This is a genomic window from Streptomyces sp. NPDC104831 (assembly GCF_055583025.1).
This window is the reverse complement of sequence record NZ_JBVJOT010000027.1, coordinates 1-25,820: the sequence shown is the minus strand read 5'-3', so window position 1 is coordinate 25,820 and position 25,820 is coordinate 1. Positions and strand designations below refer to the sequence as shown.

Here is a 25,820-nt window from a genome sequence, read left to right as displayed (position 1 = left end):
TGTAGCGGTAGATGTTCCCCGCCGAGTTCACACCCCACACGTTCGTACGCGACCCCACCGCGATCCGCACCAACGCACCGGAGATCTGCTTCCAGTCGGCCATACCGCCGGCTCCTTTCCGCTCGGGAAGTGCTGCCCCCGTATGCTCTCCGGGCGGAACGATTCACCATGTGAGCCGATTTACAGAGTGATCCTCTTTATTGTCCTGAAGGGCGCGTTTCCCGGCGTGACCACCGGGGGCCACTGGCCCGCACCGGCGCCCCGTCGGGCCGACGTGACGCGAACCGGTCTCATCCGTGCAGGCTATACACGGATAAGACGTTGACGCTCCTATAAGATCATCCGCTCTATAGACTCCGCGAATGACCAGTGATCCCCTCCGCCTCACCGTCCTGGGGTGCGCCACGCCCCATGCCACCGTGGACAACCCGTGTTCCGGCTACCTGGTGACCGGCGGGGGCACCCGCCTCTGGATGGACGCGGGCAGCGGGACGCTGGCGCGGTTGCAGCGGTACGTCCGGCTCGACGAGGTGGACGCGATCTGGATCTCGCACCTGCACGCCGATCACAGCGCGGACCTGCTCACCGCGTACTACGCGGTGCTGTTCGCGAACACCCGGTTCGAGGCGCCCATCCCGCTGTACGGGCCGGTGGGCATCGCCGACCGGCTGGCCCACTTCCTGACCAACACCTCGACGCGCAGCCCGGTCGAATCCGCTTTCGACGTCCACGAGTTGCACGACGGGCACCAGGCGCGCGTCGGCGGTCTCACCCTGACCACCCGGGCGGTGGAGCACGGCATCCCGGCCTTCGCCGTACGCGTGGAGGCCAAGGGCCGCTCGCTGGTCTACTCGGGGGACACGGCGCCGTGCGCGAACCTCACGCGGCTGGCCGAGGGGTGCGACGCGCTGCTGTGCGAGGCCGAGAGCGACCGGGCGCCGGCCGAGGGCCCGCAAGTGCACCACACGCCCGAGGACACCGGCGACACCGCCGAGGCGGCGGGGGCCGGCCGGTTGCTCGTCACCCACGTCGGGCCTTCCCTCACCCCGCGGGAGGCGGTGGCACGCGCCTCGGCCCGGTACCGCGGCCCCGTCGACTACCCCGCCCCCGGCGCCACCTTCCCGATCGCGTGACCGCACACCGCCGCCCCCGCCGCCGGGCGCCCGGTGTCCATGACCGGTGGCCGGCCGCCGCACGGCCGGGCGACCGGGCAGCCGGCGAGCCGGTCCGGATCGGCCGTCGGCGCGCGGCTGCTCCACCGCGCCCGGCCGCGCGGCACCGTGGAGGTCCGCGGCATCACCGGCGCCGGAGGCTCGCGCCGCCCTCCCGGCACGGCGCTCACGCGCCGGTGACCCCGTCGATCCGCTCGCGGATGAGGTCCGCGTGACCGTTGTGGCGGGCGTATTCCTCGATCATGTGCGTCAGGATCCAGCGCAGGGAGACCTCCTGGGAGCCGACGCGGGCCGCCCGCCGTTCGGGCAGGCGGCCGGAGTCGTCCGGTGACGCGCGGGCGATCAGCCCCCGGCCCCGGGCGACCTCCGCCTGCCAGGCGGTCATGGCCTCGCCGAGTCCGCGCTCCGGCAGGAGGGCGAAGCCGTCCGGGTTGTCCTCCCCGAAGACCGGTGGCAGGTCCCGGCCGACGAACACCCGCTGGAACCAGTTGCGTTCCACCTCGGCCATGTGCTGCACGATACCCAGCAGCGTCATCGGCGACGGCGGCACCGCGGCGAGCCGTAGCCGGCGGTCGTCCAGGCCGGAACACTTCCAGGCGAGGGTCGCGCGGTGGAAGTCCAGCCAGGCCTCCAGCGTGGCGCGCTCGTCGGCGTGCACGGGCGGGACGGGCCGTCCGTCAGGTGTCGTCCTCATGCGCACACCCTGACCGCGTTCGCCGCGGTTCACGCCCGTCTTCGCCACCGACGAACACCCGCGGGGCGCTCCGCGCCCTCACAGGCCCCCGCCGCCGGGCGCGGCCGCCTCCAGGTCCGTGATCGTGCCCGACATGATCGTGCGTACGTGTGCGGTGATGTGTTCGACCGGCCAGTCCCACCAGGCCACCGCCAGGAGCCGGGCGATGTCCTCCTCGGAGTAGCGGGTGCGGACGAGCCGGGCCGGGTTGCCGCCGACGATGCCGTAGTCGGGGACGTCGCGGGTGACGACGGCGCCGGAGCCGATGACGGCGCCGTGGCCGATCCGGACGCCCGGCAGGACGGTCGTGCCGTGGCCGAACCAGACGTCGTTGCCGACGACGGTGTCGCCCCGGTTCGGCAGTCCGGTGAGCAGGTCGAAGTGGTCGGCCCTGGAGCCGCCCATGGTGGGGAACGGGAAGGTCGAGGGGCCGTCCATGCGGTGGTTGGCGCCGTTCATGAGGAACCGCACTCCCGTGCCCAGGGCGCAGAATCTGCCGATGATCAGCTTCTCCGGGCCGTAGTGGTAGAGCACGTTGCGCGTCTCGAACGCGGTCGGGTCGTCCGGGTCGTCGTAGTACGAGTACTCCCCGACCTCGATCAGCGGGGACTTGACGAGGGGTTTGAGCAGCACCACCCGCGGCTGCTCGGGCATCGGGTGCAGGACCGTCGGGTCGGCGGGCACGGGCATGGCAGGCGGTTCCTCGGTGGTGGGGAGGCGGTGGCGAACCGGTCCATGATCGCGCCGGCCGGCCGTCCGGGGACACCGGTTTTCCGGCGGGGAGGCCGAAGCCCGTGACGGCGGATGTCCGGTGGCCGCCACCGGCGGCGCCGGTGTAAGAGCGGCGCACCGGGCGGGCTGTCACCGTCTGGGGCATACCTCCCGCGCACTTCTGTTGATCATATGACCAATCCGCTTTCGTGCTTCGGCGCCGGCCTGGCAGGGACATCACAGGAGTGACCGCCCTTCCCCGCGAGGAGGCCGCATGGTAAGCGTCGAACGTCTGCTGGCCGACTGCCTGGACGACGCACGTGCCGAGCCCCTGGGCACCGTCCCCCTCACGGCGGAGGACCCTTGCTACGCGGCGGCCCGCCGGACCTTCCTGGCAGCCGGTGTCGAGGCCCTGCGCGCCCACGCGCCCGAGGCCGGCTGGGTGCAGCTCGGCCTGCGTGCCGCGCCGTCCCCGCCCTACGGCGGGCTCGCCGCCGCCGCCCGCGAACTGCTGGGCACCGGGCAGGCCCGCGACTTCTTCTTCGTGCACAAACCCCCGGGACTGCGCGTCCGGTTCCTCGCGGCGGAGCCGGCCCGGGCACCGGAACTGCGCGCCGCCCTGCTGCGGCACCTGGAGCCGGCCCGGGCCGAGGACGCCCGGGGGCGGCCCGTGCCCGGCGTGTACGAACCGGAGACCTACCTCTTCGGCGGTCCCCGCTCCATGCCCTGGGTGCACGCGTTGTTCACCGCCGACTCCCGGGCCTGGCTGGACGTGCACACCGCCGTGGCCGGTGCCCCGGCACCCGCCGGCTGGCGGGTGTCCCTGGCGCTGCTGCACGCCGTGTTCGACGGGCTGGGGATCGTCGGCTGGGAGCACCGGGGGGTCTGGCAGGTCGTACGGGAGGAGACCGGGCGGCGGCTGCCGGGCGGCCTCGGCGATCCCGACCTGCGCCGGGCCGCCGCCGGGATCCGCGCCTACTGGGAACAGGGCCCCGACGACCGGCTCCAGGCCCTGCCGAAGGTCTGGCGGGACGTGGTCGCCGAGCATCTGGCGGCGGTGGGGCAGGCCGCGGAGCGCTGGCGCACCCGCTATTTCGCCTCCGGTGACGCCACGGTCGGCCCGCGCCGGGCCGCCGCCCACCACGTGATCTTCCACTGGAACCGGGGCGCGCTCCCCACGGCACGCCAGTGCCTGCTCACCGAGGCGCTCGCCGCCGACGGCCGGGAGGGGGCGGACTGACATGGGGCACGTACCGGCGCGGGCGGCCGGATCCACCGGCACCCCCGGCGCGACGCTCGGGGCCACGGCGCTGCTGCGGCTGGGCGGCATGCCCGGCGCGGCCTGGACCGCCGGCGCCGCCGAGCACCTCTTCGAGGGCGCCGCCCGGCACGCCGACACCACCGAGCGGCTCGCCGCACAGGCCCGCGCGCTGGCCGAGCGGCTGGGTGCCGAGGTCGTTCCGCACCCGTCGCTGGCCCCCGCCGACCGGGGCGCCGTACTCGCCCTGCGGCGGCGGCTGCACTCCGGCGCGGCACCCGGGGCCCCCGACTGTGTGCTGCTGGAGCGCTCGCCCGCCGTGCCCGCCGACCTCGCCGGGCAGGCCCGCGCCCTGCTGCGCGGCGCCGAGGCCGCCGGGGCGGCGCTGACCCGGCTGCGGCAGGCGGTCGAGGCCGAGCAGCGGCGGGTCGCCGAGCAGGCGTGGCGTACGGCGGGCTCCAGCCCGGTGATGCGCGCGTTCCTGGACTGCGCCGCGCCGGGACTCGCCGGCGACATCGAACGACGGCTCGCCGAGGGCCAGTCCTGGTCCGGGAGGCAACTGCGAAAACGTACCGCCTATCTGTGGCGCATCGTGGGGCGGGCCGCCGTGAAGACCACGCCGCGCGGCTGGGCGGGCCAGATCGCCGCGCTCCCCGTGACCGGCGGACCGGACGGCTGCCCACCGCTCCTCGCACCCGGCACCTCCCTCGGGGACCTCGCCGCGATCGCCGTGGAGAACGTGCACCTCCTGCGGGCCGGCGCCGCCCCCGTCGATCTGCGCACCGCCGACCCGGCGACCCTGCTGGCGCCGACGCCCCTGCACTTCGCCGAACCGTCCGCCGGCGCCCCCGGCGACCCGCCCGGCCAGGTGCGCTGTCACGTCGTGGACCCCCGGGAACCCGGCCGGCTCCGGCAGATCGTGCTGCGCCGCACCCGCGTGCTGGAAAGCGTGCTGGCCCTCCTCGCCGACGGACCGCGCGCACTCGGCGAACTGGACCGCGTGCTGCCGTCGCTGAGCGCCCCGCCCGGCCGGCCGCCCGTGGCCGCGGCGGTGCTGCGCGGGTTCCTCCAGCACCTGCACGGGCTGGGCGTCGTACAGATCTGCCGGGCGCCCCGGCAGCACTGTTCCGGCTGGGTGCCGGCCGCGGCCGTCACCGCCACCGGTGCCCTGCCGCCGGTGCCGGCGGGCGGGGCGGACGACTGGTTCCTCGACTCCTACCGCCGGCTCGGCACCGACGCCGCCGTGCCCGCGGCAGCCGCCGCACGCGTCCTGCGCGGGCTGCGGACCGCGGCCCGGATCGCCGCCCTCCAGGAGGCCGACCGGCCCGCCGAACCCCCGGAGCGGCAGTCCTGGTTCGCCGGACTGACCGATCGGGCGCGCCCCATCGGCGAACTCCTCGCCGACCGGCTCGGCGCCGACGAACCGCCGCCCCCCGCCCGCCGCTACACCGGCTGGCCCCCCGCCCGCGACCCCGCCGGCGGCTACGCCCGGCTGCTGGACCACCTGGACGCCGCCGCCCGCTTGGGCACGGCCCGCCTCGACCTCGACGACGCTTTGCTGGACTCGCTCGGCGCACCGCCCGGCGACGCCGTGCTGCCGCCCTGGCCGGTCGACTGCCTGCTGCGCCCGCTGGCCCCGTCCGCCGGCGGCGGCCCGGTGGCCGTGCTGGAGACCGCCTCGTCCGCCGGGGTGCTCGACGCCCGGTTCGCCGACGGACTGCGCACCCTGCACGGCGGGTACGGCAACAGCGACGCCTACCGCGCGTTCCTCGCCGCCGTCGAGGACCGCACCGGGGTCCGCTTCGTCGACCTGCTGGTGCCGCCCCTCGCCGAGCGGTCCGCCAACGCCGTGCGCCGTCCGGTGCTGACCCGCTGGTGGACCGGCGACCCGGATCCCACGCCGTACTACGGCTCGCCCGGCCGGCACGCGCGCTACCTCCCGCTGGACCGCGTCAGCCTGCGGCGCGCGCACGGCCGGATCATCGCCGAGGCGGACGGCCGGCGTGTCATCCCCGTCTACCTGGCCACCCGCTCCCCCGCCCCGCCCTACGACACCCTGGTGCGGCTGCTGCTCGCGGCGGGCCATCCGGCCTCCTCGTACCTGGTGCGCCTGGACGCGCTGGACGCGGCGCTGCCCGGCCGGCCCCGGCTGCCCCGGCTGACCGCGGGCGGCGACCTCGTCCTCGCCCCGGCCACCTGGCGGATCGACCGCGGCCGGCTGTGGGAGCCGGGTGACGACCTGCTCGCCAAGGTCCGCGCCCTCGCCCTGCTGCGCCGGTCCGCGGGCCTGCCCCGGCACGCGTTCGCGCGCACCGCCCCCGGCACGAAACCGGTCCCCGTGGACCTCGCGTCGCTGACGGCCGTCCAGCTGATCGAGCGGCTGTGCGCCCGGCAGGCGGGCACCGCGCTGCTCCTGGAGGAGATGCTGCCGGCGCCCGAAGACCTGCTCCTGCGCGACCCGCTGCACGGTGGTGCGGCAGTCGCCGCCCAGCTTCTGCTCCGGTTCCCCCACGACCGGTGTGCCGGCCGCCTCGCCGAGGCCGCCGCCGACGCCCTGGTCCCCGGCGGCCGGCCCGACGTCCCCGGCCCGTCCGCCAGGCGGCCCGCCGGGGCGGCCAACACCCGATGAGTGAACAGTGAAAGGGGAAGTCCCGTGTCCGGAAACGAGATCACCGAACTCGACACGCTGATCAGCGACCTCGAGGAGCGGATCACCGACGAGGACCTGCCGTCCGTCTCGGCGTACACCCAAGGATGCAGCGGCGTGTGCACGATCATCGTCTGTGCCACGGTCGTCATCTGTGGATGACGACCTCCAGGAGCCGCCCGCCGGTGCGGGCGGCTCCGTCCGGCCCGCACGACGTGAGGAGGACGATGCCGCACGACACGGCAGTACCGACCGCCCCGCCGGACGAGGACGTCCACGGGATCGCCGTCCGCTACCTGCTGGAGTGGGCCGGGGCGCCCGAACGGGGCGGACACCGCTGCGACCCCGGGATCCCGGTGCTGGCACGGCTCGTCGCGGACGAACGGGCGGCGCCCGCCGCCGTGGCCGTGTGGTCCCGCACGGCCGGACGCGGGCCGTCCCATCCCGCCCTGTACGACGGGGGCCTGGCCGGCACGCTCGTCGGCCTGCGCCTGGGCGCCCGGGTGCTGCCCGGGCTCGGGACCGCGGCGGACCGGCTCGGCAGCCACCTCGCCGGGCGCCCACCGCGCTACCGCACCCGCGAGGTCGCGTTTCCCGACTACGACCTGATCTCCGGCCCGTCCGGCCTGCTGCTCGCCCTGTGCGCGACGCAACCGGCGCGGCCCGTGCCGCATCCGCTCGCCGCGCATCTCGCGCTGCTGTGCGACGAGGAGGAACTGGGGCGGCTGCGCGCGGGCCAGTACGCGGACCACCCCCTCCTGGCCTGGATGCAGGGCCGCGTCAACACCGGCGCGGGCCACGGCGTCGCCGGGCTCGTCACCGCGCTCACCGCGGCACTGCGCCGCACCGCCGCGGACCCGGACGTCGCCGCCGTCCTGTCCGGGGCGCTCGGCCGGGCCACCCGCTGGCTGGTCCGCCAGGCGTACGACGACGAGCGGGGCATCCGCACCTGGCCCGGCGCCGGACCCGCGCACCCCTCCTCGCCCGGGGCCGACCCCCGCCAGGCATGGTGCTACGGCACGCCGGGCGTCGCCTGGGCCCTGTGGGACGCCGCCGACGCCCTCGGGGACGGGGCCGCCGCCGACTGGGCGGCGACCGCCTTCACCACGCTCGCCGAGCACTACGACGAGACCTTCCACCTCTTCGGCGACACCCCCGGCGACCGTCTCGGGCTGTGCCACGGGGCGGCGGGCGTACTGGCGGTCGCCGACGCCTTCGACCGCCATGCCCGGCTGCCCGCGGCCGGCGCGCTGAAGGACCGGCTCGTCGGCCATCTGACGGCCCGGCTGGCCGCCCACCCGCTCGCCGCATGGCCCGCGGACCTCCTCACCGGCCTGCCGGGGGTGCTGGCCGCCCTGCTGACCGCCGCCCACGGGGCGCCCCGTGACTGGCTGCCCTGTCTGGGACTGCGCTGACCGCCGGCCCACGGCACCGGGCCGCTCCCCCACACCCGCCACCACGGACGCACGCCCTGCGCGCGGCTCCCGCCATCCGGCGGGGGTGGTCCGGCCACCTGCCGGATGGCCATGCCGCTCGACCTTCCCGGAGTGTGGGCACTGGACGACTACCACCGCCGGTCACCGGGCCGGTGAGGCGCCGCCCGTGCGGTGAAGGAGGTTCGGATGGTGACCGTGCGACTGACGATGCTGTGCGCGAACGACACGCCGGCCGGACCGGCCCAGGTCTTCGGGGACGGCTTCCCGGGCGGACACGGCCGGAGCGAGGCCGACCGCGTGCGGGCGGCCCTCCCGCCGTACGCGCGGGCCCTGCGGGCGCCCTCCGTCCGCTGCGCGCGGGTCGCCGAGGCCCTGGCGATCGAGACCGCGCCGGAGGAGGCCCTGCGCGATCTGGACTACGGCGCGTGGGACGGCCGCCTGCTCCAGGACATCGCGGCCGAGGACCCGCACGGCCTGTCCATCTGGCTGAGGGATCCGCGGGCCGCACCGCACGGCGGCGAGTCCGTCGCCCGGCTCTGCGCCCGCACGGCGGCATGGCTGACGGCGCTGCCGCCCGGCCCGGGGCGGGTACTCGCGATCACCGAGGCCGCGGTCGTCCGGGCCGCTCTGGTCCACGCCCTGGCCGTACCGGCCCGCTCCTTCTGGCAACTGCGGGTGCCGCCCCTGTCGGCCGTGACGCTGACGCTGCACGACGAGGGCCACTGGACCGTCCGGCTCGGGCGGCCCGCGGCGCCCCGGCGACCGCCGGCGGCCGAGGAGGACGCCCCCGTGGCCGCCCTCGCCCCGCACACGGGCCGGGAGCGTCTGTGCCTCGCCGGACGGCCGTGACCTGAGCGCCGCGCACGGCCGCGGCGGCGGGCGGCGACGCCCGGATCATCCCGTGGGCACCGGTCCGTGGACGCGGGACGCCCCCCGGCGGCGCGGTCGCGTCCGGCGTGGTACGAATCGGACACAGTACTCCCACACAGGCTGGAGCACACGTGATCCGGGTACTGGTGGTCGACGACGAAGCCCTGATCCGCACGGGCTTCCAGCGCATCCTGGACGCCGCCGACGGCATCGAGGTGGTCGGGGCGGTCTCCGGCGGCCAGGCCCTGCGGGCGGTGCGGGAGAGGCGCCCCGATGTCGTGCTGCTGGACATCCGCATGCCGGACGTGGACGGGCTCACCGTGCTGAGCGACATCCGCCGGCTGCCGGAGCCTCCGGTGGTGGCCATGCTGACGACGTTCGACATGGACGAGTACGTGGAGACGGCGCTGCGCTCGGGCGCCGCCGGCTTCCTGCTGAAGGACACCGATCCGGAGGCGCTGCCGCCGGCGGTGCAGAGCCTGGCCCGCGGCGGCACGGTGCTGTCGCCCAAGGTCACGCGCACGGTGGTGGACGGCTATCTGAACGGCGGGACCCAGGAGCGCCCGCCCAAGGCGCTGGGACGGCTGACCGAGCGCGAGCGCGAGGTGCTGGTCCTGATCGCCGAGGGCCTGTCGAACGCCGACATCGCGGCCCGGATGCACCTGAGCACCGGCACCGTCAAGGACCACGTCAGCGCGATCCTGACCAAGCTGGAGGTCAGCGGCCGGGTCCAGGCGGCCCTGCTCGCCCAGCGCGCGGGACTCCTCGCCGAGGGCACGGGATGACCCGCCGACCGTCCCCGCTGCTCCTGGACGGCGTGGCCGTGGCCATGGCGCTCCTCGACGTGTGGGCGCACTGGGACATCGACGAGCCGTTGCGGATGGCCTGCGCGCTGGCCGCCGCGGTCGCCCTGCTGCTGCGCCGGCGGCAGCCGCTGCTCACCTTCCTGCTCACGCTGCCCGCCGTCCTGCTGTCCGACGCGGTCTTCGCCTGCCTGGCCGCGCTGTACACGCTCGCCTCGTCCAACCGGCCGCGGGCACTGCTGGTCGGGTGCGCCCTGGCGTTCGCGTTCAGCGACACGACCTCGCTGCCGTCGCCGGAGCTGGACCTGGCCCGCACCCCGACGCTGATCGCGCTCGGCTACAGCGCGGCCACGGCGGCGGCGGCCGTCTTCCTCGGCCAGCTGGTGCGGACCCGCCGGGATCTGTCGCTGCGGCTGACCGAGATCTCGGAGGCGCGTGACCACCAGCAGTTGCTGACCGCGCAGGCCGTCCTCGCCAAGGAACGCGCCCAGCTCGCCCGGGAGATGCACGACGTCGTCTCCCACCAGGTCAGCCTGATCGCCGTACGCGCCGGAGCGTTGCAGGTGGGCGCGGGCGACCCGGAGACCAGGGAGGCCGCGGCGACGATCCGGCGGCTGAGCGTGCAGACGCTGGACGAGCTGCGCCACATGGTCGGTGTGCTGCGGGCCTCCAGCGGCCACCCCACGGAGCTCACCCCGCAGCCGGCGCTCGGCGACATCCGGCGGCTGGCCGACAACTGCGGCATCAGGACCGAGTTGCGCATGGCGTTGCCGGACGGTCTCCCGCCCACCGTCCAGCGCGCGGTCTACCGCACGGTCCAGGAGGCGCTGACCAACACCCGCAAACACGCGCCCGGGGCGACCGCGCACATCGACCTGAGCCATGCCGACGGCTCCGTGCGGGTCAGGGTCACCAACACCGCGCCGACCCAGCCGCCGCTGCCGCTGCCCGGCGCCCACCACGGTCTGCTCGGGCTGCGCCAGCGCGCCGAACTCCTCGGCGGCACGATGACCTCGGGCCCGACCGGCGACGGCGGTTACGAGCTGTGCGTCGAGCTGCCGGCCGAGGACACCGGGTGAGCGTGCGCGGCGGAGGGGTTCAGGTCGCGGCGACGAGTGTGTTGCCGCCGGAGCGGCCGGCCAGGTAGTCCGCGACGTTGGACACGGTGGTGCGGACGATCTGGCCGACGGCGTCCTCGGTGAAGTACGCCTGGTGCGAGGTCAGCAGGACGTTGTTGAAGGTCATCAGCCGGGCCAGGCGCTCGTCGGTCATCACCTCCAGCGACTTGTCCAGGAAGAACACCCCGGCCTCCTCCTCGTACACGTCGAGGCCGACGCCGGTGAGCCGCCCGGCGCGCAGCGTCGCCAGCAGGGCGTCGGTGTCCACCAGGCCGCCGCGGCTGGAGTTGACCAGGATCGCGTCGCCCTTCATCAGGCCCAGCGTGCCGGCGTCGACGAGGTGGTGGGTCTCCGGGAGCAGCGGCACGTGCAGGCTGACCAGGTCGGCCTCGGCGAACAGCCGCTCGCGGGGGACGTACTCCATGCCGAGCGCGAGGCAGTCGGGATTCTCCGCGATGTCCCAGCCCAGCAGCCGCATCCCGAACCCGTGGGCGATCGCGGCGAACGCGGATCCGATCTTTCCGGTGCCGACCACGCCGGCCGTCCGGCCGCGCAGGTCGCGGCCCATCAGCCCGTCGAGCCGGAAGTCGAACTCACGCGTGCGGTGCGCGGCACGGACGATCCGGCGGTTGACCGCGAGGGCCAGGGCCCAGGCGAACTCGGCGACCGAGTACGGCGAGTAGGACGAGACCCGGGCGACCGTGACACCGAGTTCCCCCGCGGTGGCGAGGTCGATGTTGTTGTAGCCGGTGGACCGCTGGGCGATCATCCGGGTGCCGCCCGCGGCCAGGGCGCGCAGCACGCCGGCGTCCAGGGTGTCGTTGACGCTGCTGAGCACGATCTCGTGGCCGGCGGCGGTGGGCGCGGTGTCCCGGTCCAGGAACAGCCCCAGGCAGCGCAGGGTGTGCCGCCCGCCGAACGCGTCGTCGAACGCCGCCCTGAGCAGGGGCTCCTCGTCGGAGAGGACGCCATACGCGATGATCTCCACGTGCACTCCTCCCGTCGGGTCCCCCCACCGTAGGCCGCACCGCACCGGAACGGCCTCCATCGGCACGCCCCTGCCGCCCGGGTGGCCCAGGCCGGCGTCCGGAGCCGGCTAGGCGCGCGGGGTGTCGGGGCGGGCGTCGTACGCGGCGCGGGCCGCGTCGATGTGGGGGAGGTTCGACAGGCTCCACCGCAGCAGGGGTGCCGTGGCCTCGCGGAGGGTTCTGCCCATGGGGGTGAGGGCGTAACTGACGTGCGGCGGCATGACGTTGTGGACCGTGCGGGTGAGGATCCCGTCGCGTTCCAGGCCGCGCAGGGTGACGGTGAGCATGCGCTGGCTGATTCCGTCGACGGCGCGCTTGAGTTCGGTGAAGCGGCGCGGCCCCTGGCTGAGCTGGCGCACGACCAGCAGGGACCACTTGTCGCCGACGATGTCGAGCACTTCGCGGGTCCGGCACGGGTCCTCCTGGCGCGGCCCCTGCGGCTCGCCGTCCGTTGTGCTCATGGTTACCTCCCGGGAACCGGGGCACCGCGAAGTGCCTTATTGATCGCGGTGCGAGGGGTGCACCACGATGATGACGGTTCTCGAAGAGTACCGAGGCACGAAAGGGAACCAGCGGTCGTCGTACGTCCGCGCCCCGTGCCTTCGCCCCGGAACAGGAAGGGCCCTTCCCCATGTCGACATTCCTGCTGGTGCACGGTGCCTGGCACAGCGGCCGCTGCTGGGAGCGGGTGGCCCCGCTGCTGGAGTCGGCCGGGCACCGCGTGCTCGCGCCGTCCCTGACCGGCCACGGCGACAAGGCACATCTGGCCGGCCCGGAGGTGGGTCTCGACACGCATGTCCGGGATGTCGTCGGTCTGGTCCGCGAGGCGGACCTGACCGAGGTGGTCCTGGTGGGACACAGCTATGCCGGGCTGGTCGTCTCCGCCGCGGCCAACGAGGTACCGGAGCGGATCGCGCACCTGGTGTACCTGGACGCGATGGTGCCGGAGCACGGCGAGACCGCCGTCGACGTGATGCCGGTGACCCGGCAGCTGATCGATCTGGCCGCCCGGTCGGACGGCGGCTGGCGCGTGCCGCCGCCGCCCGCACTGCCGGCTCCGCTCGGCCTGTTCGGGGTCACCGACCCCGCGGACGCCGCATGGCTGCGCACGCTGCTGTCGGACCAGCCGGTGCGCTGCTTCCAGCAGCCGGTGCGGCTGGACAACCCGGCCGTGAACGCGATACCGCGCACTCATGTCCACTGCACCGGCGCCCAGCCGGAGGGCATCACCCGCCGACCGGTCCCCCCGGTGCAGCCCAACGGCTCCCCGGCCCGCGTCCGGCACCTCCCCACCGGCCACGACTGCATGATCACCATGCCGGCGGAGCTGAGCGAGCTCCTGCTCGAACTCGCCCCGTAGCCCACACGGCGGCGGCCCCCGTTCCACGGCTTGGCGGCCGTCTCCCGGGACTCAAGTGGTGCGCACGAGCTGGATCAGGTTCCCGCAGGTGTCGTCCAGGACGGCCGTGGTGACCGTGCCCGTCTCCAGCGGCTCCTGGGTGAAACGCACCCCCAGCCGGCGCAGCCGGTCGAACTCGGCCCGGACGTCGTCCACGGCGAAGGAGGCGGCGGGGATGCCGTCCTGCACCAGCGCGGTCTTGTAGGGCTGCACCGCCGGATGGCCGGAGGGCTCCAGCAGAAGTTCGGTCCCGTGGGGGTCCTCCGGCGAGACCACGGTCAGCCATCGGTCCTCGCCCAGCGGAACGTCGTGCTTCTTCACGAAGCCCAGCACGTCCGTGTAGAAGCGCAGGGCCTTGTCCTGGTCGTCGACGAAGACGTTGGTGAGGTGGATCTTCATGGAGTTCTCCCCGGTGCGGCGGGTGTCGGGGCGGGAACCGGCGGCGGCCCCGCGCGACGAGCGACGACGTGGTGTCGAGGCCATCGTCCGCCAAGCGCGCGGGGCGCGCAGCGGCGTGGACCGCGGACGTCCGGGGCGGCTTCCGGAAAAGGGGGCGCGCCTCGGGGCACGGCCGTGCCAACCTGGCGGATCGCCCGAACCGGTTTCGCGTCAGGAGCCCCCGATGACCGTGCCGCCCCGCCTGCTGCCCCTTCTGGAGCAGTTCGACTTCGCCCGCGAGCGCCTGGCCGGCCGGATGACAGGGCCCGTCATGGACAGCGGCGACGGGACGGACAGGCCGGTCGGCCCGATGACGGACGCCGAGTACCTCTGGGAGCCGGTGCCGGGCTGCTGGTCGGTACGACGGCGCCGGGACGGGCCGGGACCGCGCGCCACCTCCCTGGCGGGAGCCGGCGAGTGGGGGCGGGACGCCGCCGCCTACCCGCACCCCTGGCCGCCGCCCTTCACCACCATCGCGTGGCGCCTGAGCCACCTCGGCGAAATGCTGACCCTGCGCGCCGACCACACGGCCGGCGCGCACCGGCTGACCCGGGACGACTACCGGACCGGCGGGGACGCGGCGACGGCGGTGGCGGCGTTCGGCACCGGGGCGGAGGCCTGGCGGAAGGCGCTGCTCGGCGCCGACGACGGCGCGCTGGACACGGTGGGGTACTGCACCTATCCGCACGGCGGCGACTCCGAGGAGCCGTTCCTCGGCATCGTGTGGTGGGTCAACCAGGAGCTGCTGCACCACGGAGCCGAGATCGGCCTGCTGCGCGACCTCTACCACGCGCGCGCCCGGGCCGACGGCTGGTGAGGACACCCGCGGAGGGCGGCCCGACGGTCCGGCGGGGGCCGAAAGGCCCCGGGGGCGGGACGGGCGGCCCGTAGTGGTCAGGTGGGGCGCGGCACACAGTGGTGGCAGACCACACGAAGGGAGCCGGTGTGATGACCTCCGCCACCACCATGAACGCGGTCCTCTCCGTCGAGCACCGCGAACGGCTGATGCGGGTAGCCGCCGAGGTGTCCATCGCGGCCGGGACCCGGCTGTTCGAGGAGGGCCGGCGCGCCGACCGGCTGTGGATCATCCGCACCGGCACGGTCGCCCTCGACGTCCGCGTCCCGGGCCGGCGGCCCGCCGTCGTCGCGACGCTCGGGCACGGCCGGCTGGTCGGCTGGTCCTGGTACCACCCGCCGTACCTGTGGCACCTGGGCGCCGAGGCCACGAGCCCGGTCCGGGCGTGGGAGCTGGACGGGGGCACGGTCCGGGCGATGTGCGCCGACGACCCCGAGTTCGGCCGCGCGATGGCGGTCTGGGTCGGCCGCGTGCTCGTCGAGCGGCTGCACGCCTCCCGCGTCCGGCTGCTGGACCTGTACGCCCCCTACGGCAGCGGAAGCCTGATCTGACCGCGTGAAAGGGCGCTCGCCGCGCCCGCGGCGCGGGCGGCTTTCGGCTGGCGCGGTTCCGTCGGCCCGGGCAGCGTGGAGGGTACCGACAACGACTGCTGGTGAGGTGGCCATGCAACCCCCTGAACCGAAGATCCGCGTGGTCGCGGGTGTGGACGGCTCTCCGTCGTCGTACGCGGCGCTGCGCTGGGCGGCGCGGTACGCGGAGATGGTCGGCGGTTTCGTGGAGGCCGTGTGCGCCTGGGACACGCCGTCGGCCATCGGCTGGACCGGGCCCGCGATCGACCCCGAGTTCGACCTGGAGCAGGCGCAGGAGCGGTTCGCGGAGGAGATGCGCGCGGTCTTCCCGGACGTGCGGCCCGCCGGTATGCGGGAGATCCTGGTCGAGGGCGACCCCTCCGACGTGCTGATCGCCGCCTCGGAGGGGGCGGAGCTCCTCGTCGTGGGCCGCCGGGGCAAGGGCGGCTTCGCCCGCGCGATCCTGGGCTCCGTGAGCCTGCGCTGCGCTCAGCACGCGGCCTGCCCGGTCGTCGTGGTCCGGGAGGACCAGGACCGGCCGCACTGACCGGACCTGACACCGGGGAGACCCCTGGGTGGGCTCCGCACCCATGTGTCCGGCTCCCACCGGGAGGCCGGGAAGGTGTGCGCGGAACCCATATGGCAGGACGGCTCACCACGTGTCGATGCGGCGGCCGGTCAGCGCGGTCATCCGGATGCGGACCCAGACATCGCGCTCCCCGCCCGCCCAGGGCGCGCTGTAGGCATGCTCGGCGACGCGGCGTACGGCGTCGGGATCGGTCACCTGTTCGGCGGTGCCGTGCACCACGACACTCCAGCCCTGACTGAGCGCGTCGTCCACCCGGTCGACCTCGAAGGCCACCTCCCGGCCCAGCCCCTGGAGGGAGACGGTCCCGGCCTGCGTCCGGAAGACGACGGCGTCGTCGACGACGCTGTAGTTGACGGGTACCACGACCGGGGCGGCGTCGGTGGACACCGCGATCCTGCCCACGCCGTGGGTCGACAGCAGCCGACGGCAGTCCTCCTCGCCCAGTTCGGTGAAGCGGGGAGCCCGGGCGGCGTGCCCGAGTCCAGGCGGCAGGCCGACGTTTCCGCCGCCCAGTTCCGTGGGGCTGGTCCGCAGGGCCCCGGCCAGCCGGATCAGCGTGCCGGCCTCGGGCGCGGCGGTGCTGTGCCTCTCCAGGTGCTCGATGTAGGCCGGGGCCATGGCCGCCCGGAACGCCAGTTCCTCCACGGTGAGGCCCAGCTCCGTGCGGCGCTGTTCGATGCGGCGTCCGAGATCGCCCTGCGGGGGCCGGCCGGCCGTCGGTTCCGGTGGTCTCTGCTCGGCCATGGTTCCTCACTCCTCGGGCTGCGGAACTCCTCGGGCTGCGGACCGTCGGCCCGTCCGTCCACCATGACCGATCCCACCGGGCCGGGCCCGGCCAAACGGTCCCCGGCCCCGGTGGGCTACGGCCGTTCGGCCCCCTTGACTGCTCCGCCCGGGTGACGGTTGCGCCACGGCGGCGACCGGACCGCGCGTGCGGGGCCCTCCGGCACCGCCTTCCCGGCCCCGCTCACCCGCCTCGCGCCAGCCCCCGCCGCGTGACCTCCCGGAAGCCGTGCGGCGGGGCGGTGAGGCGCCGGACGGTGTCGGGGCGCCTGAGCCCCCTGGACGGCCCCGGGCCCGGCGACGCGAAGCGACCTGCCGTCAGGTCGACGACCGAGACGTGGAATACGCCCTCCCCACGTGCTCACGCGACACCTCGGCGCCCATCGCCACCGGCGGCCGGGCCGGGTTCGCCGACGCCGACGACATCGCCGCCGTCGTCGCCGTGGACCACGAAGCCGATACCGCCTCGGCCGGCTCGGCGGAGCCGGCCTCGGCTGCGATCCGGTACGCGCCGTCGACCCGGGTGCCGGAGCGGTTCCGCGTCGCCGGGCTGCCGGTGACGCACGGGCGGTGCGGCCCGGCGGCGTGCGGGCGGTGGTGCTCAAGCGGGCGTCGTGACAGCGCCCCGGACCGCGTCCAAGAGGTCGCTCTGGTAGTGGGCGACGCCGTCCCGCAGGACCAGCGGGGTGCGCGGGAGGACGGTGAAGTCGGTGAAGGGGTCGCCGTCGACGGCGGTCAGGTCCGCGATCTTTCCCGGCTCGACGGTGCCCAGGTCGTTCTCGACGCCGAACAGCCGCGCGGGCACGGCGGTGGCGCACAGGAGGGCCTGGGCCGGGGTGAAACCGTGGGCGTGCAGGGCGCGCAGGGCCAGGTGGAGGGAGAGTCCGGCCGGGACCAGGGGCGCGTCCGTGCCCACGGCGAGCAGGGCACCCTCGGTGGCGAGGCGCCGGTAGGCGGCCATCTCGGTGGCGAGGGCCCGCCGTTGGTCCTCGGTGGGCGGGGTGCCGGCGCGTTCACGGACGGCGGTGACGTCCCAGGGCGGCATGAGGGTGGCCACGCGGGGGTCGTCGGCCAGGGCGGGGTCGGCGCCGAGCAGCGGCTGCGCGGTGAACGGCGTCATGATCAGGGCGAAGCGGCCGTCGGCGTACTGCTGGACGAGGTCCTGGTGGATGTGGCCGGTGGGGGTGGTGGCGTGGCCGTAGGGCAGGCGCTGGGTGGCCTGGAGATGGGTGGTGAGGTCCTGCCCGGCGGCCCGGCCCGGCGCGCACAGGTGACTGCCGCTGGGCACCCCGAGCCGGTGTGCGGCCTCGGCGGCCCGCGCCATGACCCGGCCGGAGGCGCGGACGTAGGTCTTGACGAAGTCCACCCGCAGGGCGGCGGCCCGCTCCAGGGTCCGCCGCACGCCGGCATCGGTGCGGTGGGCGCGGCCCATGGCGTACGCGGTGCGGGCGCCGTCGATGAGTTCGGCGCAGGCCAGCAGGCGCGGCCCGGTGCTGTGCCCGGAGGCCAGGGACTCGCGCAGCCGGACCGCCTCGTACAGGGACGCGCCCAGGCAGGCCATGGTGGTGATGCCGTAGGCGAGCGCGGTGAGGCCGTGGCGGGCGCCGTAGGTGGCGCTGTAGGGGTGGGTGTGGCTGTCGAACAGGCCGGGCAGGACGGTGAGTCCGGAGGCGTCGACGGTGCGGTGGCCGGGGCGGCGGGGCCGGTGGGGTTCGACGGCGGTGATCCGGCGGCCGTCGGTGAGGATGTCGACGTCCTGGCGCGGGGCCGTACCGGTGCCGTCCCACACCTGCCCGGCGTGGACGCGCAGTCGCTGCCGGGGGCGGACCGGGCGGTGGGCGAGCGGTACGGGCAGCGTGCGGGGCCCGGACGGGGCCGGGTCGAGGAGGCGGAGCCGGCCCGAGGACAGGTAGAGCAGGGTGTTCGACTCGCGGGCCCAGGTGGGGTGGTCGGCCGGTTCGTCGGTGAGCCGGCGGGCGGGTCCGGTCGGGGTGCCGTCGCCGGCGACGGGCAGCAGCCAGAGCGCCGACTCGGCGACCAGCGCCATCCGGCGGCCGTCGGGCGACCACACGGGTCCGGCGGCGGCGCGGTCGGACAGGGACTGGTGGGCGGCGGGCAGATGGCGCCTCTCGGTGCCGGTGCGGGTGTCGAGGACCCGGATGAGGTGGTAGCCCTCGCGGAAACGGTGGTTGAGCCGGTTGCGGTCGCAGAAGGCCACGTACCGGCCGTCGGGCGACCAGGTCGGGGCGCCCGGCGGTCCGTCGGCGGCCAGGGGCCGGGCCAGGACCCGCTCCGCGCCGGTGGCCAGGTCGCGGAGCAGTACGTTGCCGCTGGTGTCCTGACAGGCGAGCCGGGTGCCGTCCGGGGACGGCGCGGGGAACAGCCGGCCGGGTCCGGTGACCGGCTCGTCGTGGCCGCCGTCCAGGTGGAGCCGGCGTACGGCCGTCAGTCCGTCGCGGTCGGTGCAGTACAGCAGGCTGCGGCCGTCCGGTGCCCAGGCGGGCATCTGCACATGGTGGACGGGGGCGGCCTGGAGCAGCTTGCGGGGCGTACCGCCGACGGGCATCACCCACAGGGCGTTCAACGCCACGAAGGCGACGCTGCCGCCGTCGGGCGCGAGGGCGGGCAGGTGGATGCCGCGCACCGGTGCGGCGGCCTCCGGGGACGGCGGCTTGGGGCGTCGCCGGGGTCGCGGGACCGGCATCCGGGCCGTGAAGGGGATGTCCCGGACCGCGCCGGGGGCGCCGAGGGAGCGGACGCGGAGCCGGCCGCCGGCCACGTACAGGAGCCGGTCGTCGTCGAGCCAGCACGGCGGTGCCGCCGCCAGGTCCTCGTCCTCGGTCACCACCCGGCCGTCCACCAGGAGCGCGGCCCGCGCGGCCGGCAGGGACGGGGAGGCCGTGGTGCCGGACAGGTGGACGTAGGCGATCCGGCCCGACGGGGACACCGAAGGGCACAGCAGCCGGCCCTCCGCCACCTCGCGGAGCACCTGCCCGGGACCGCCCCCGGCGGGCACGCGGACCAGTGCCAGGCCGCCGTCGGTGCCGCCGTCGGGCGTGTGGGCGGCGCGGACGCACACCACCGAGCGGCCGTCCGGCCACCACGCCGGGTCGCCGTCCTCGAAGGGGCCGCCGGTCAGCCGCGCGGCCGCGCCGCCGGCCGCGGCCACGGTCCACAGCCCGAACGGCGCACCGGTTACCGCGTCGCCGCCGCGTTCGGAGGCGAAGACCAGGCGGCTGCCGTCGGGCGACCAGGACAGGCCCCGGTCGTCCCAGGGCCCGTCGGTGACCTGGCGCAGTGCGCTGCCGTCGGTCCGAAGCGTCCACAGGTGGAAACCGCCGCCCCGGTAGCCGCCCACCGCCAGCCGCCTGCCGTCGGGGGACAGGGCCGGGCGGGTCGCCTCCAGGTCCCAGTCGGTGATCCGCACCGCCTCCCCGCCCTCCGGCGGCACGCGCCACAGGACGCCCTGCACCTCGGCGATCAGCACGGACCCGTCCCGGGAAGAGGTCACCGATCCGCCCGTCGTCTCCTGGTAGCGCAGGGTCTGCCGGCCCCCGGAGGCGGACGCGGCCACGGCCGGGGGTGCCACCGGGGATGCCGCCGCCGTCAGTCCGGCGGCGGACGCCCGCAGCAGGCCCCGCCGGCTGACCCGGCCATGATCCGTCGCCATCGCTCTCCTCACCAGGTCGCCCGACGACCGTCGTCCCCGGCGCACCACCACGGTGGGCCGGCGGCACGGTCGGGTCCATGGTGGCGGCCGACGGGACCGCACGCGGGACGACGCGCTGCGTTTCGGACACCGTGGCAGGGATCCCGGCGGTGTCCGGTCCGGGCGGCGGCCCGGGCCCGCTTCCTCGCGCCGGGCCGGCCCGCTCGCCTCGGCCGGTGCCCTCTCGCCGCGCCCCGCGATCCGTGTCCCAGGCGTCCGGGGGCTGCCACGCGGGACCGTCGCCGGCCGGGCCCGGCCGGACACCACGTCGGCGCAGCGCACGCCGAAGCCGACCGTGCCGGGCCTCGCCGGGACCGGGCACACGCGGAGTACGTCGTCAGCGGCGGCGGAAGGCGGCTCACGGCCTTCGGCGCGGTGGGTCCGGGCGGGTGCCACGCAGCCGAAACCAGCACCCCACCAGGGGTTTTCCGGGGATTCACCCGCGGCTGATGGGCTGGCGCTCGTCGACGCCCGTCCATCCCGGACGGGACGCCCCAAGGAGTCGCTTCCATGCACAGACCGTCCCGCCGTCACCTCACCCTCGCCACCGCCCTGGTGGCGTCCACCGCCGCCGCCGTCGCCTTCACGACCGGCGCCGGTGCGACCGACACCAAGCAGCAGGCCGAGGACGCCATCAAGGGCGGCAAGGCGAAGAACGTCATCCTGCTGATCGGCGACGGCATGGGGGACTCCGAGATCACGCTCGCCCGTGACTACACCGTCGGCGCCGACGGCCGCCTGAACATGGACAAGTTCCCGTTGACCGGCGAGTACACCACGTACGCCGTGCACAAGGACGGCACGCCGGACTACGTCACCGACTCCGCCGCGAGCGGCAGTGGCTGGGCGACCGGTGTGAAGACGGTCAACGGCCGCATCTCCAAGACGCCCGGCTCCGACAAGGCCGTCCGTACGATCCTGGAGCTGGCGCAGAAGAACGGTTACGCCACCGGCAGCGTCACCACCGCCGAGCTGACCGACGCCACCCCGGCCGTGCTCGCCTCGCACGTCACCGACCGCTCCTGCCAGGGCCCGGCCGACATGGCCAAGTGCCCCGCCGACACGATCGCGGCGGGCGGCCCCGGCTCGATCGCCGAGCAGTCCGTCAACCACAAGGTGGACGTCCTCTTCGGCGGTGGCAGGCAGCGCTTCGACCAAAAGGTCACCCACGGCAGGTACAAGGGCCTGACCGTCACCGACCAGGCGAAGAAGCTCGGCTACCAGGTCGTCACCGACGACGCGTCGATGAAGGCCGCGAAGTCCGGCAAGCCCGTCCTCGGCCTGTTCGCCTCCGGGAACGTGCCGGTCGAGTGGACCGGCAAGCCGGCCGCCGTCGGCGGCACCGCCCCGCAGCGCTGCGTCACCTCCAACCCGAACCGGTCCTCCGGCACGCCGAGCCTGGCGGACTCCGCCACCAAGGCGATCCAGCTGCTGGAGGACAAGCAGCGGCGGAAGCACTCGAAGAACGGCTTCTTCCTGCAGATCGAGGGCGCCTCCATCGACAAGCAGGACCACGCCGCCGACCCCTGCGGCCAGATCGGCGAGACCGCCGCCTTCGACCGCGCGGTCAAGGTCGCCCGCGCCTACGCGGCCAAGCACCCGGACACGCTCGTCGTCACCACCGCCGACCACGGTCACACCAGCCAGATCGTCCCGCTGGAGGCCACCCCGCCCGGCCTGTCCTCCACCCTGGTGACCAACGAGGGCCAGCAGCTGAAGGTCAACTACTCGACCAACACCCCGGGCCAGTCCCAGGAGCACACCGGCACCGAGGTCCGCATCGCCGCGCAGGGCCCGCTGGCCTACCGCGTGCTCGGCGTCACCAACCAGACCGACCTGTTCACCACCCTCCGCGAGGCCCTGCGCCTGCGCTGAGCCCGGTGACCGGGGGGAGGGGGAGACCGAGCCACGGGTCTCCCCCTCCCCCCGGTCACGCCGGACGCCGACTGCCGGACGCGGGAGGCGCTCCGCGCGGCGAGCGGCTCAGGGCCGTCCCACGGTCTGCTCGGCCTGCTCGGCCTGCTCCACCAGGCGGGCCAGTTCCACCCGGGAGCGGACCCCGAGGGCGGCGAAGACCTTGCGCAGGTGGTAGTCGACGGTGCGGGTGCTGACCGACAGGCTCAGGGCCACCTCCCGGTTGGTGAGTCCCTGGGCGACGCGCCGGGCGATGCGCAACTGCTGCGGGGTCAGCCGCGCCAGCCCGTCCGGCGCCACGGCGCTCCCGGGGGCGGCCCCGCCCGGCCCGTCCGCGCCGAGCACACCGGCCGCCCCGGTCACCCCGTTCGCCCGGAGTTCCGCCGCCGCCTGCTGGGCCCACGGTCCGGCACCGCAGCGCTCGAAGCCGAGCAGCGCGGCCCGCAGATGGGTCCGTGCCTCGCGCAGCCGGCGGCGCCTGCGCAGCCACTTGCCGTAGAGCAGCTCGGTGCGGGCGCGTTCGAAGTCCCCGGCGGCCTCGTCGTGCCGTCGCAGTGCCTGCCGGTACAGCGCGTCGGCGGCCTCGGGCGCGGCCAGCAGGGCGCGGCAGCGCAGCAGTTGGGCGGGGGCCTGGGTGTCGGCCTCGCACGCCACCCAGAGCGCGAAGTCCTCGACCGCGTCCCCGGCGCCCTCCGGCTGCCGGGCGAGCGCGCACGCCTCCACGTAGCACGGTACGGCGAGCATCCAGACGGCGAAGTGGCCGCGCTCCGAGCCGGGCCGGACCAGGGGGGCGAGCCGTTCGGCCGCCTCGCGGGGCCGGCCGTGACCCAGGTCGGCGCGGGCCAGTGCCCATTGGGTCAGCGCGGCGGCCTGGGCCAGGCCGTGCCGGCGCGCGATGGTCATCGCCGCCGTCGCGTGCTCGGCGACGGTGTGCGCCTCGCCGGCGATCGACGCGGCCAGGGCCAGTACGGCGTGGTGGTGGGCGGCGGTGTTGCGCTGCCCGGTCCGGGAGGCGCTGCGCAGCCCCTCCTCGGCGTGCGCCCGGGCCAGCGCGTGCCGTCCGGCGCGGAGTTCGCCGTAGGCCAGGTACTCCAGGGCCCGCGCCTCGTGCAGCGCGGACCCGTGCGTACGGGCCACCGCGAGCGCCCGGGCACCGGCCCGCCGGGCGGCGGCGGTGTCACCGAGCAGCAGGGCCGCGGAGGCGGCCCGCAGCAGTTCCTCCGGGCCGTCCGCCGTCCACGCGCGCTCCACGACCCGCCGCAGGGGGGCCGCGGCCAGGTCGAACCGCCCTTGCAGCACCGCCCGCATCCCCGTGCGGTGATCGCGCAGGGCGGCCGCCGCGGCACCGGGCTCCCGCACGACCGTGAGGGGTCCGGCGGACACGGCCGGTGACCGTCCGGCGAACCCGGCGTCGAGGGCCTCCCCCGCGCCGGCGTCCCGCTCGGCCGTGAGCGCCCCGGCGGGCGGGAACGGGGCCCCGGGGGACGCCTGCGCCACCCGGCCGGCACCGGAGACTCCCGTCGCGCCGGGATCCCGCCCGGCCAGCGGCCGAGCGGCGGGCCCGGGCAGGTTCCCGGACCGGGCCTGACCGACGAAACCCGCGCCAGGACCCTCCTCCGTCGCACCCGGACTCCCGGCCACCGGCCGAGCGGCGGGCCCGGCCAGGCCCCCGGACGGTGTCCGGCCGGCGGCACCGGCACCGGAAGCCCCCTCCAACCAGCCGTCGTCCCGCCCAGCCGGAGACCGACCGGCGGAAAGCGGCAGGCTCCCCGACCCGGCCTGACCGACGAAACCCGCGCCAGGACCCTCCTCCGTCACACCCGGACTCCCGGCCACCGGCCGGACGGCGGGCGCCGGCAGGCTCCCGGACGGGGCCTGGTCGAGGGGATCGGCGCCGGGCGGTTCCTCCGTGCGGTGGGGTCCGGCCCACCAGCGGCCCTGGGCCAGGGCACGCAGGCACGCGGTGACGTCGCCCGCCGACCAGGCGGCGTCCGCGGCGGCCAGGGCGGCCTCGGCGGATCGCTCCGGGTCGTGCGGAGCGGACAGGGCCGCGGCGAGCAGCAGGGTTTCGCGGGCGTCGTCGACCGGGCCGTCCCAGCGCAGCGCGGTGCCGCGCAGCAACTCGGCGCGCGCCCGTACCGGCGCGGGGGCCGGTCGGCAGCGGGCCGTGTCGAGCAGGCGCAGCGCCAGGGCCGACCGACCGGCCAGCAGCGCCTGTTCGGCGGCGGCCGTGTACCACCGGACGCGGTCGGCGCCGTCCGGGGCCAGTTCGGCGGCGCGGGTGTGGGCCGTGCAGCGCAAGGCGGGCGGGGCGGCCGAGGCCGGGTCCGCCGCGGCGGACGCGAGGGCGGCGGCGAGCGCGGGGGCGGGAGCGGCGACGGCCCAGGAACGGTGCAGCAGCGCAGGGAGGCCGTGCGCGTCGGGCAGTTCCCGGGCCAGCGCCTCATGGGCGGCACGGCGCCGCTCGGCGGACGCGCCCGCGTACACCGCGCGGGCCAGCACCGTACTGCGGAAGCCCAGCCGGCCCCCGGCGGCGAACAGCGCCTCCGGCAGCGCGCCGGCGCCCGGAACCGACGCCGTACCGGAACCCCCGGCCGTCCCGCCCCCGCCCTCGCCGCTCACCTCCCCCGGCGAACCGGAGCCACGGCCCCCGACGACCTCACCCACAACGACCGCACCCGCAACGACCCGGCTCCCGGCGCCCGGGCCCGACGCCGCATCGGAACCACGCCCGGGCCCGGCTCCACCGTCGGCGAGGCGGTTCGCCGCGCGCCCCGCGACCTCGGCCTCGACGGTCGTCTCCCCCGAGGCATGGAGGGCCGCCGCGGTCACGAGCAGCAGGTCCCGGTCGGCCGGTGACAGGCCGGTCGGGTGGGGGGCGGTCAGTGCGGCGAGGGTCTCGGTGTCGACCAGGGGACACGGCAGGGGCGCGACACCGCCGAGCTGGGCGGGAGTCAGGCGGTGCACCACACCGAGCAGCAGGCCGGGGTTGCCTTCGGCGGCGGCCGTGATCTCGTCGCGCACCCGGGGATCGAGGGCCCCCGGCGCGGCGTCGTCCAGCAGGGCGGCGGCGTCCGCCGGCGGCAGCGGGGCGAGGCGCAGCAGCGGCAGCCCGGCGAACTCCGGGTCCACCGGCCGGTGTCCGGCCACGGTGAGCACCAGGGCGACCCCGCAGCCCGGGGTCAGACGCGCGGCGAGCCGGCCGAGGGCGGTCCGGGAGGCGGCGTCCCACCGGTCGGCGTCGTCCGCACAGAGCAGGACGGTTTCGCGTGCGACGGTCGCCCGCACCGCGCCGACCAGGTCTCCGACCGGGCCCGCGGCGTCGGCGGCGGGCACTCCGGCCGCCCGGCACAGCGCCCGCAGCCCGGCCAGGGGCTGCCGGCAGCGCCCGGGAAGGGCGGGTACGACCACGGCGGGCCCGGCGTCGAACGCGCGGGCGACCTGGGCGAGGACGGTCGAGCGACCGCTGCCGGGCTCACCGGTCAGGACGCACGCGCCGCCCTCCCGCAGCCGCTCCCCCAGCACCGCGACCAGGCCCGGCCGGTACCGCTCGGTACCGCGTCCCGGAGTCGTCCGTCCGCTCATTCCCGAAACCTTACTGACGCGTAAGGACGGGCGGAAGCCGTACGTCCGCACCCCTGTGATCCGTTGCGCCGGCACAATCACCGGCCCCCGGAGGCCGGCCCGGCACGGCTCCGGGGGGGGGGGGGGGGGGGGGGGGGGGGGGGGGGGGTCGGGGGGGGGGGGGGGGGGGGGGGGGGGGAGGTTTCCCCGTACCCCTCGACGG

The 25,820-nt window shown here is 75.9% G+C and carries 22 protein-coding genes; 13 read left to right on the top strand and 9 right to left on the bottom strand.

The features are described 5' to 3' along the window. On the bottom strand, positions 1 to 103 hold a 103-nt coding region (locus ACZ63H_RS19660; RefSeq protein ID WP_469866791.1), incomplete at its 3' end, for a tectonin domain-containing protein. Between the two features lie 259 nt (positions 104 to 362). Here ACZ63H_RS19660 and ACZ63H_RS19655 point away from each other — a divergent pair. After that, positions 363 to 1,133, top strand: a complete 771-nt coding sequence (locus ACZ63H_RS19655) for an MBL fold metallo-hydrolase (protein ID WP_469866639.1) — start codon at positions 363 to 365, stop codon at positions 1,131 to 1,133. Between the two features lie 205 nt (positions 1,134 to 1,338). Here the strand turns inward: ACZ63H_RS19655 and ACZ63H_RS19650 are convergent, their stop codons facing one another. Continuing rightward, a complete protein-coding gene (locus tag ACZ63H_RS19650; RefSeq protein ID WP_469866637.1) occupies positions 1,339 to 1,866 on the bottom strand; it encodes a DinB family protein in 528 nt (175 codons plus the stop codon). 78 nt (positions 1,867 to 1,944) lie between these two features. After that, positions 1,945 to 2,595, bottom strand: a complete 651-nt coding sequence (locus ACZ63H_RS19645) for a CatB-related O-acetyltransferase (RefSeq protein WP_469866635.1) — start codon at positions 2,593 to 2,595, stop codon at positions 1,945 to 1,947. Positions 2,596 to 2,890: 295 nt separating this feature from the next. On the opposite strand from ACZ63H_RS19645, the gene ACZ63H_RS19640 reads away from it, so the two are divergent. The 7 genes from ACZ63H_RS19640 to ACZ63H_RS19610 all read left to right on the top strand — a co-directional run bounded on the left by ACZ63H_RS19640 (position 2,891) and on the right by ACZ63H_RS19610 (position 10,709). Further along, on the top strand, positions 2,891 to 3,856 hold the full coding sequence (locus ACZ63H_RS19640) for a thiopeptide-type bacteriocin biosynthesis protein (protein WP_469866633.1): 966 nt from the start codon (positions 2,891 to 2,893) through the stop codon (positions 3,854 to 3,856). A 1-nt stretch (position 3,857) separates the two neighbouring features. Then, on the top strand, positions 3,858 to 6,503 hold the full coding sequence (locus ACZ63H_RS19635) for a lantibiotic dehydratase (RefSeq protein WP_469866631.1): 2,646 nt from the start codon (positions 3,858 to 3,860) through the stop codon (positions 6,501 to 6,503). A 24-nt stretch (positions 6,504 to 6,527) separates the two neighbouring features. After that, on the top strand, positions 6,528 to 6,683 hold the full coding sequence (locus tag ACZ63H_RS19630; protein ID WP_469866629.1) for a hypothetical protein: 156 nt from the start codon (positions 6,528 to 6,530) through the stop codon (positions 6,681 to 6,683). A gap of 65 nt (positions 6,684 to 6,748) precedes the next feature. Further along, entirely contained in the window at positions 6,749 to 7,936 is a 1,188-nt protein-coding gene (locus ACZ63H_RS19625) for a lanthionine synthetase LanC family protein (protein WP_469866627.1), read from the top strand. A 207-nt stretch (positions 7,937 to 8,143) separates the two neighbouring features. Continuing rightward, positions 8,144 to 8,806, top strand: a complete 663-nt coding sequence (locus ACZ63H_RS19620) for a histidine phosphatase family protein (protein WP_469866625.1) — start codon at positions 8,144 to 8,146, stop codon at positions 8,804 to 8,806. Between the two features lie 152 nt (positions 8,807 to 8,958). Further along, complete coding sequence (locus tag ACZ63H_RS19615) at positions 8,959 to 9,612, top strand: response regulator (RefSeq protein ID WP_469866623.1); 654 nt, start codon at positions 8,959 to 8,961, stop codon at positions 9,610 to 9,612. Next, positions 9,609 to 10,709, top strand: a complete 1,101-nt coding sequence (locus tag ACZ63H_RS19610; RefSeq protein ID WP_469866621.1) for a sensor histidine kinase — start codon at positions 9,609 to 9,611, stop codon at positions 10,707 to 10,709. The genes ACZ63H_RS19615 and ACZ63H_RS19610 overlap by 4 nt, the downstream gene beginning before the upstream one ends. A gap of 19 nt (positions 10,710 to 10,728) precedes the next feature. Here the strand turns inward: ACZ63H_RS19610 and ACZ63H_RS19605 are convergent, their stop codons facing one another. Both ACZ63H_RS19605 and ACZ63H_RS19600 read right to left on the bottom strand, forming a co-directional pair. After that, entirely contained in the window at positions 10,729 to 11,736 is a 1,008-nt protein-coding gene (locus tag ACZ63H_RS19605; RefSeq protein WP_469866619.1) for a 2-hydroxyacid dehydrogenase, read from the bottom strand. A 108-nt stretch (positions 11,737 to 11,844) separates the two neighbouring features. Further along, positions 11,845 to 12,237, bottom strand: a complete 393-nt coding sequence (locus ACZ63H_RS19600) for a winged helix-turn-helix transcriptional regulator (RefSeq protein WP_469866617.1) — start codon at positions 12,235 to 12,237, stop codon at positions 11,845 to 11,847. A 170-nt stretch (positions 12,238 to 12,407) separates the two neighbouring features. Here ACZ63H_RS19600 and ACZ63H_RS19595 point away from each other — a divergent pair, with 170 nt between their 5' ends. Continuing rightward, positions 12,408 to 13,136: an alpha/beta fold hydrolase gene (locus ACZ63H_RS19595; RefSeq protein WP_469866615.1), complete on the top strand. Its 729-nt coding sequence runs from the start codon at positions 12,408 to 12,410 to the stop codon at positions 13,134 to 13,136. A 51-nt stretch (positions 13,137 to 13,187) separates the two neighbouring features. Here ACZ63H_RS19595 and ACZ63H_RS19590 read toward each other — a convergent pair whose 3' ends face one another. Further along, complete coding sequence (locus ACZ63H_RS19590; RefSeq protein ID WP_469866613.1) at positions 13,188 to 13,574, bottom strand: VOC family protein; 387 nt, start codon at positions 13,572 to 13,574, stop codon at positions 13,188 to 13,190. 223 nt (positions 13,575 to 13,797) lie between these two features. On the opposite strand from ACZ63H_RS19590, the gene ACZ63H_RS19585 reads away from it, so the two are divergent. From ACZ63H_RS19585 to ACZ63H_RS19575, 3 genes are all read left to right on the top strand, one after another. After that, positions 13,798 to 14,430 carry a DinB family protein gene (locus ACZ63H_RS19585; RefSeq protein WP_469866611.1) on the top strand — a complete coding sequence of 211 codons (633 nt, stop codon included), beginning with the start codon at positions 13,798 to 13,800 and terminating at the stop codon, positions 14,428 to 14,430. A 131-nt stretch (positions 14,431 to 14,561) separates the two neighbouring features. After that, positions 14,562 to 15,020: a cyclic nucleotide-binding domain-containing protein gene (locus tag ACZ63H_RS19580; RefSeq protein ID WP_469866609.1), complete on the top strand. Its 459-nt coding sequence runs from the start codon at positions 14,562 to 14,564 to the stop codon at positions 15,018 to 15,020. A gap of 112 nt (positions 15,021 to 15,132) precedes the next feature. Continuing rightward, positions 15,133 to 15,585, top strand: coding sequence for a universal stress protein (locus tag ACZ63H_RS19575; protein ID WP_469866607.1), 453 nt, complete (start codon positions 15,133 to 15,135; stop codon positions 15,583 to 15,585). A 105-nt stretch (positions 15,586 to 15,690) separates the two neighbouring features. On the opposite strand, the gene ACZ63H_RS19570 is transcribed toward ACZ63H_RS19575, so the two are convergent. Then, on the bottom strand, positions 15,691 to 16,371 hold the full coding sequence (locus ACZ63H_RS19570; protein WP_469866605.1) for a helix-turn-helix domain-containing protein: 681 nt from the start codon (positions 16,369 to 16,371) through the stop codon (positions 15,691 to 15,693). 640 nt (positions 16,372 to 17,011) lie between these two features. Continuing rightward, on the bottom strand, positions 17,012 to 20,080 hold the full coding sequence (locus ACZ63H_RS19565; protein ID WP_469866603.1) for an amidohydrolase family protein: 3,069 nt from the start codon (positions 20,078 to 20,080) through the stop codon (positions 17,012 to 17,014). A 549-nt stretch (positions 20,081 to 20,629) separates the two neighbouring features. Here ACZ63H_RS19565 and ACZ63H_RS19560 point away from each other — a divergent pair. Next, positions 20,630 to 21,994 carry an alkaline phosphatase gene (locus ACZ63H_RS19560; RefSeq protein ID WP_469866601.1) on the top strand — a complete coding sequence of 455 codons (1,365 nt, stop codon included), beginning with the start codon at positions 20,630 to 20,632 and terminating at the stop codon, positions 21,992 to 21,994. Positions 21,995 to 22,102: 108 nt separating this feature from the next. Here the strand turns inward: ACZ63H_RS19560 and ACZ63H_RS19555 are convergent, their stop codons facing one another. After that, positions 22,103 to 25,618 carry a helix-turn-helix transcriptional regulator gene (locus ACZ63H_RS19555; RefSeq protein WP_469866599.1) on the bottom strand — a complete coding sequence of 1,172 codons (3,516 nt, stop codon included), beginning with the start codon at positions 25,616 to 25,618 and terminating at the stop codon, positions 22,103 to 22,105. Positions 25,619 to 25,820 lie beyond the last annotated feature (202 nt).

Bases quoted from the DNA above. Each gene is read 5' to 3' on its own strand.
- ACZ63H_RS19655 (WP_469866639.1), top strand. From the start codon at position 363: ATGACCAGTGATCCCCTCCGCCTCACCGTCCTGGGGTGCGCCACGCCC.
- ACZ63H_RS19650 (WP_469866637.1), bottom strand. From the start codon at position 1,866: ATGAGGACGACACCTGACGGACGGCCCGTCCCGCCCGTGCACGCCGAC.
- ACZ63H_RS19645 (WP_469866635.1), bottom strand. From the start codon at position 2,595: ATGCCCGTGCCCGCCGACCCGACGGTCCTGCACCCGATGCCCGAGCAG.
- ACZ63H_RS19640 (WP_469866633.1), top strand. From the start codon at position 2,891: ATGGTAAGCGTCGAACGTCTGCTGGCCGACTGCCTGGACGACGCACGT.
- ACZ63H_RS19635 (WP_469866631.1), top strand. From the start codon at position 3,858: ATGGGGCACGTACCGGCGCGGGCGGCCGGATCCACCGGCACCCCCGGC.
- ACZ63H_RS19625 (WP_469866627.1), top strand. From the start codon at position 6,749: ATGCCGCACGACACGGCAGTACCGACCGCCCCGCCGGACGAGGACGTC.
- ACZ63H_RS19620 (WP_469866625.1), top strand. From the start codon at position 8,144: ATGGTGACCGTGCGACTGACGATGCTGTGCGCGAACGACACGCCGGCC.
- ACZ63H_RS19610 (WP_469866621.1), top strand. From the start codon at position 9,609: ATGACCCGCCGACCGTCCCCGCTGCTCCTGGACGGCGTGGCCGTGGCC.
- ACZ63H_RS19600 (WP_469866617.1), bottom strand. From the start codon at position 12,237: ATGAGCACAACGGACGGCGAGCCGCAGGGGCCGCGCCAGGAGGACCCG.
- ACZ63H_RS19595 (WP_469866615.1), top strand. From the start codon at position 12,408: ATGTCGACATTCCTGCTGGTGCACGGTGCCTGGCACAGCGGCCGCTGC.
- ACZ63H_RS19590 (WP_469866613.1), bottom strand. From the start codon at position 13,574: ATGAAGATCCACCTCACCAACGTCTTCGTCGACGACCAGGACAAGGCC.
- ACZ63H_RS19585 (WP_469866611.1), top strand. From the start codon at position 13,798: ATGACCGTGCCGCCCCGCCTGCTGCCCCTTCTGGAGCAGTTCGACTTC.
- ACZ63H_RS19580 (WP_469866609.1), top strand. From the start codon at position 14,562: ATGACCTCCGCCACCACCATGAACGCGGTCCTCTCCGTCGAGCACCGC.
- ACZ63H_RS19575 (WP_469866607.1), top strand. From the start codon at position 15,133: ATGCAACCCCCTGAACCGAAGATCCGCGTGGTCGCGGGTGTGGACGGC.
- ACZ63H_RS19570 (WP_469866605.1), bottom strand. From the start codon at position 16,371: ATGGCCGAGCAGAGACCACCGGAACCGACGGCCGGCCGGCCCCCGCAG.
- ACZ63H_RS19565 (WP_469866603.1), bottom strand. From the start codon at position 20,080: ATGGCGACGGATCATGGCCGGGTCAGCCGGCGGGGCCTGCTGCGGGCG.
- ACZ63H_RS19560 (WP_469866601.1), top strand. From the start codon at position 20,630: ATGCACAGACCGTCCCGCCGTCACCTCACCCTCGCCACCGCCCTGGTG.
- ACZ63H_RS19555 (WP_469866599.1), bottom strand. From the start codon at position 25,618: ATGAGCGGACGGACGACTCCGGGACGCGGTACCGAGCGGTACCGGCCG.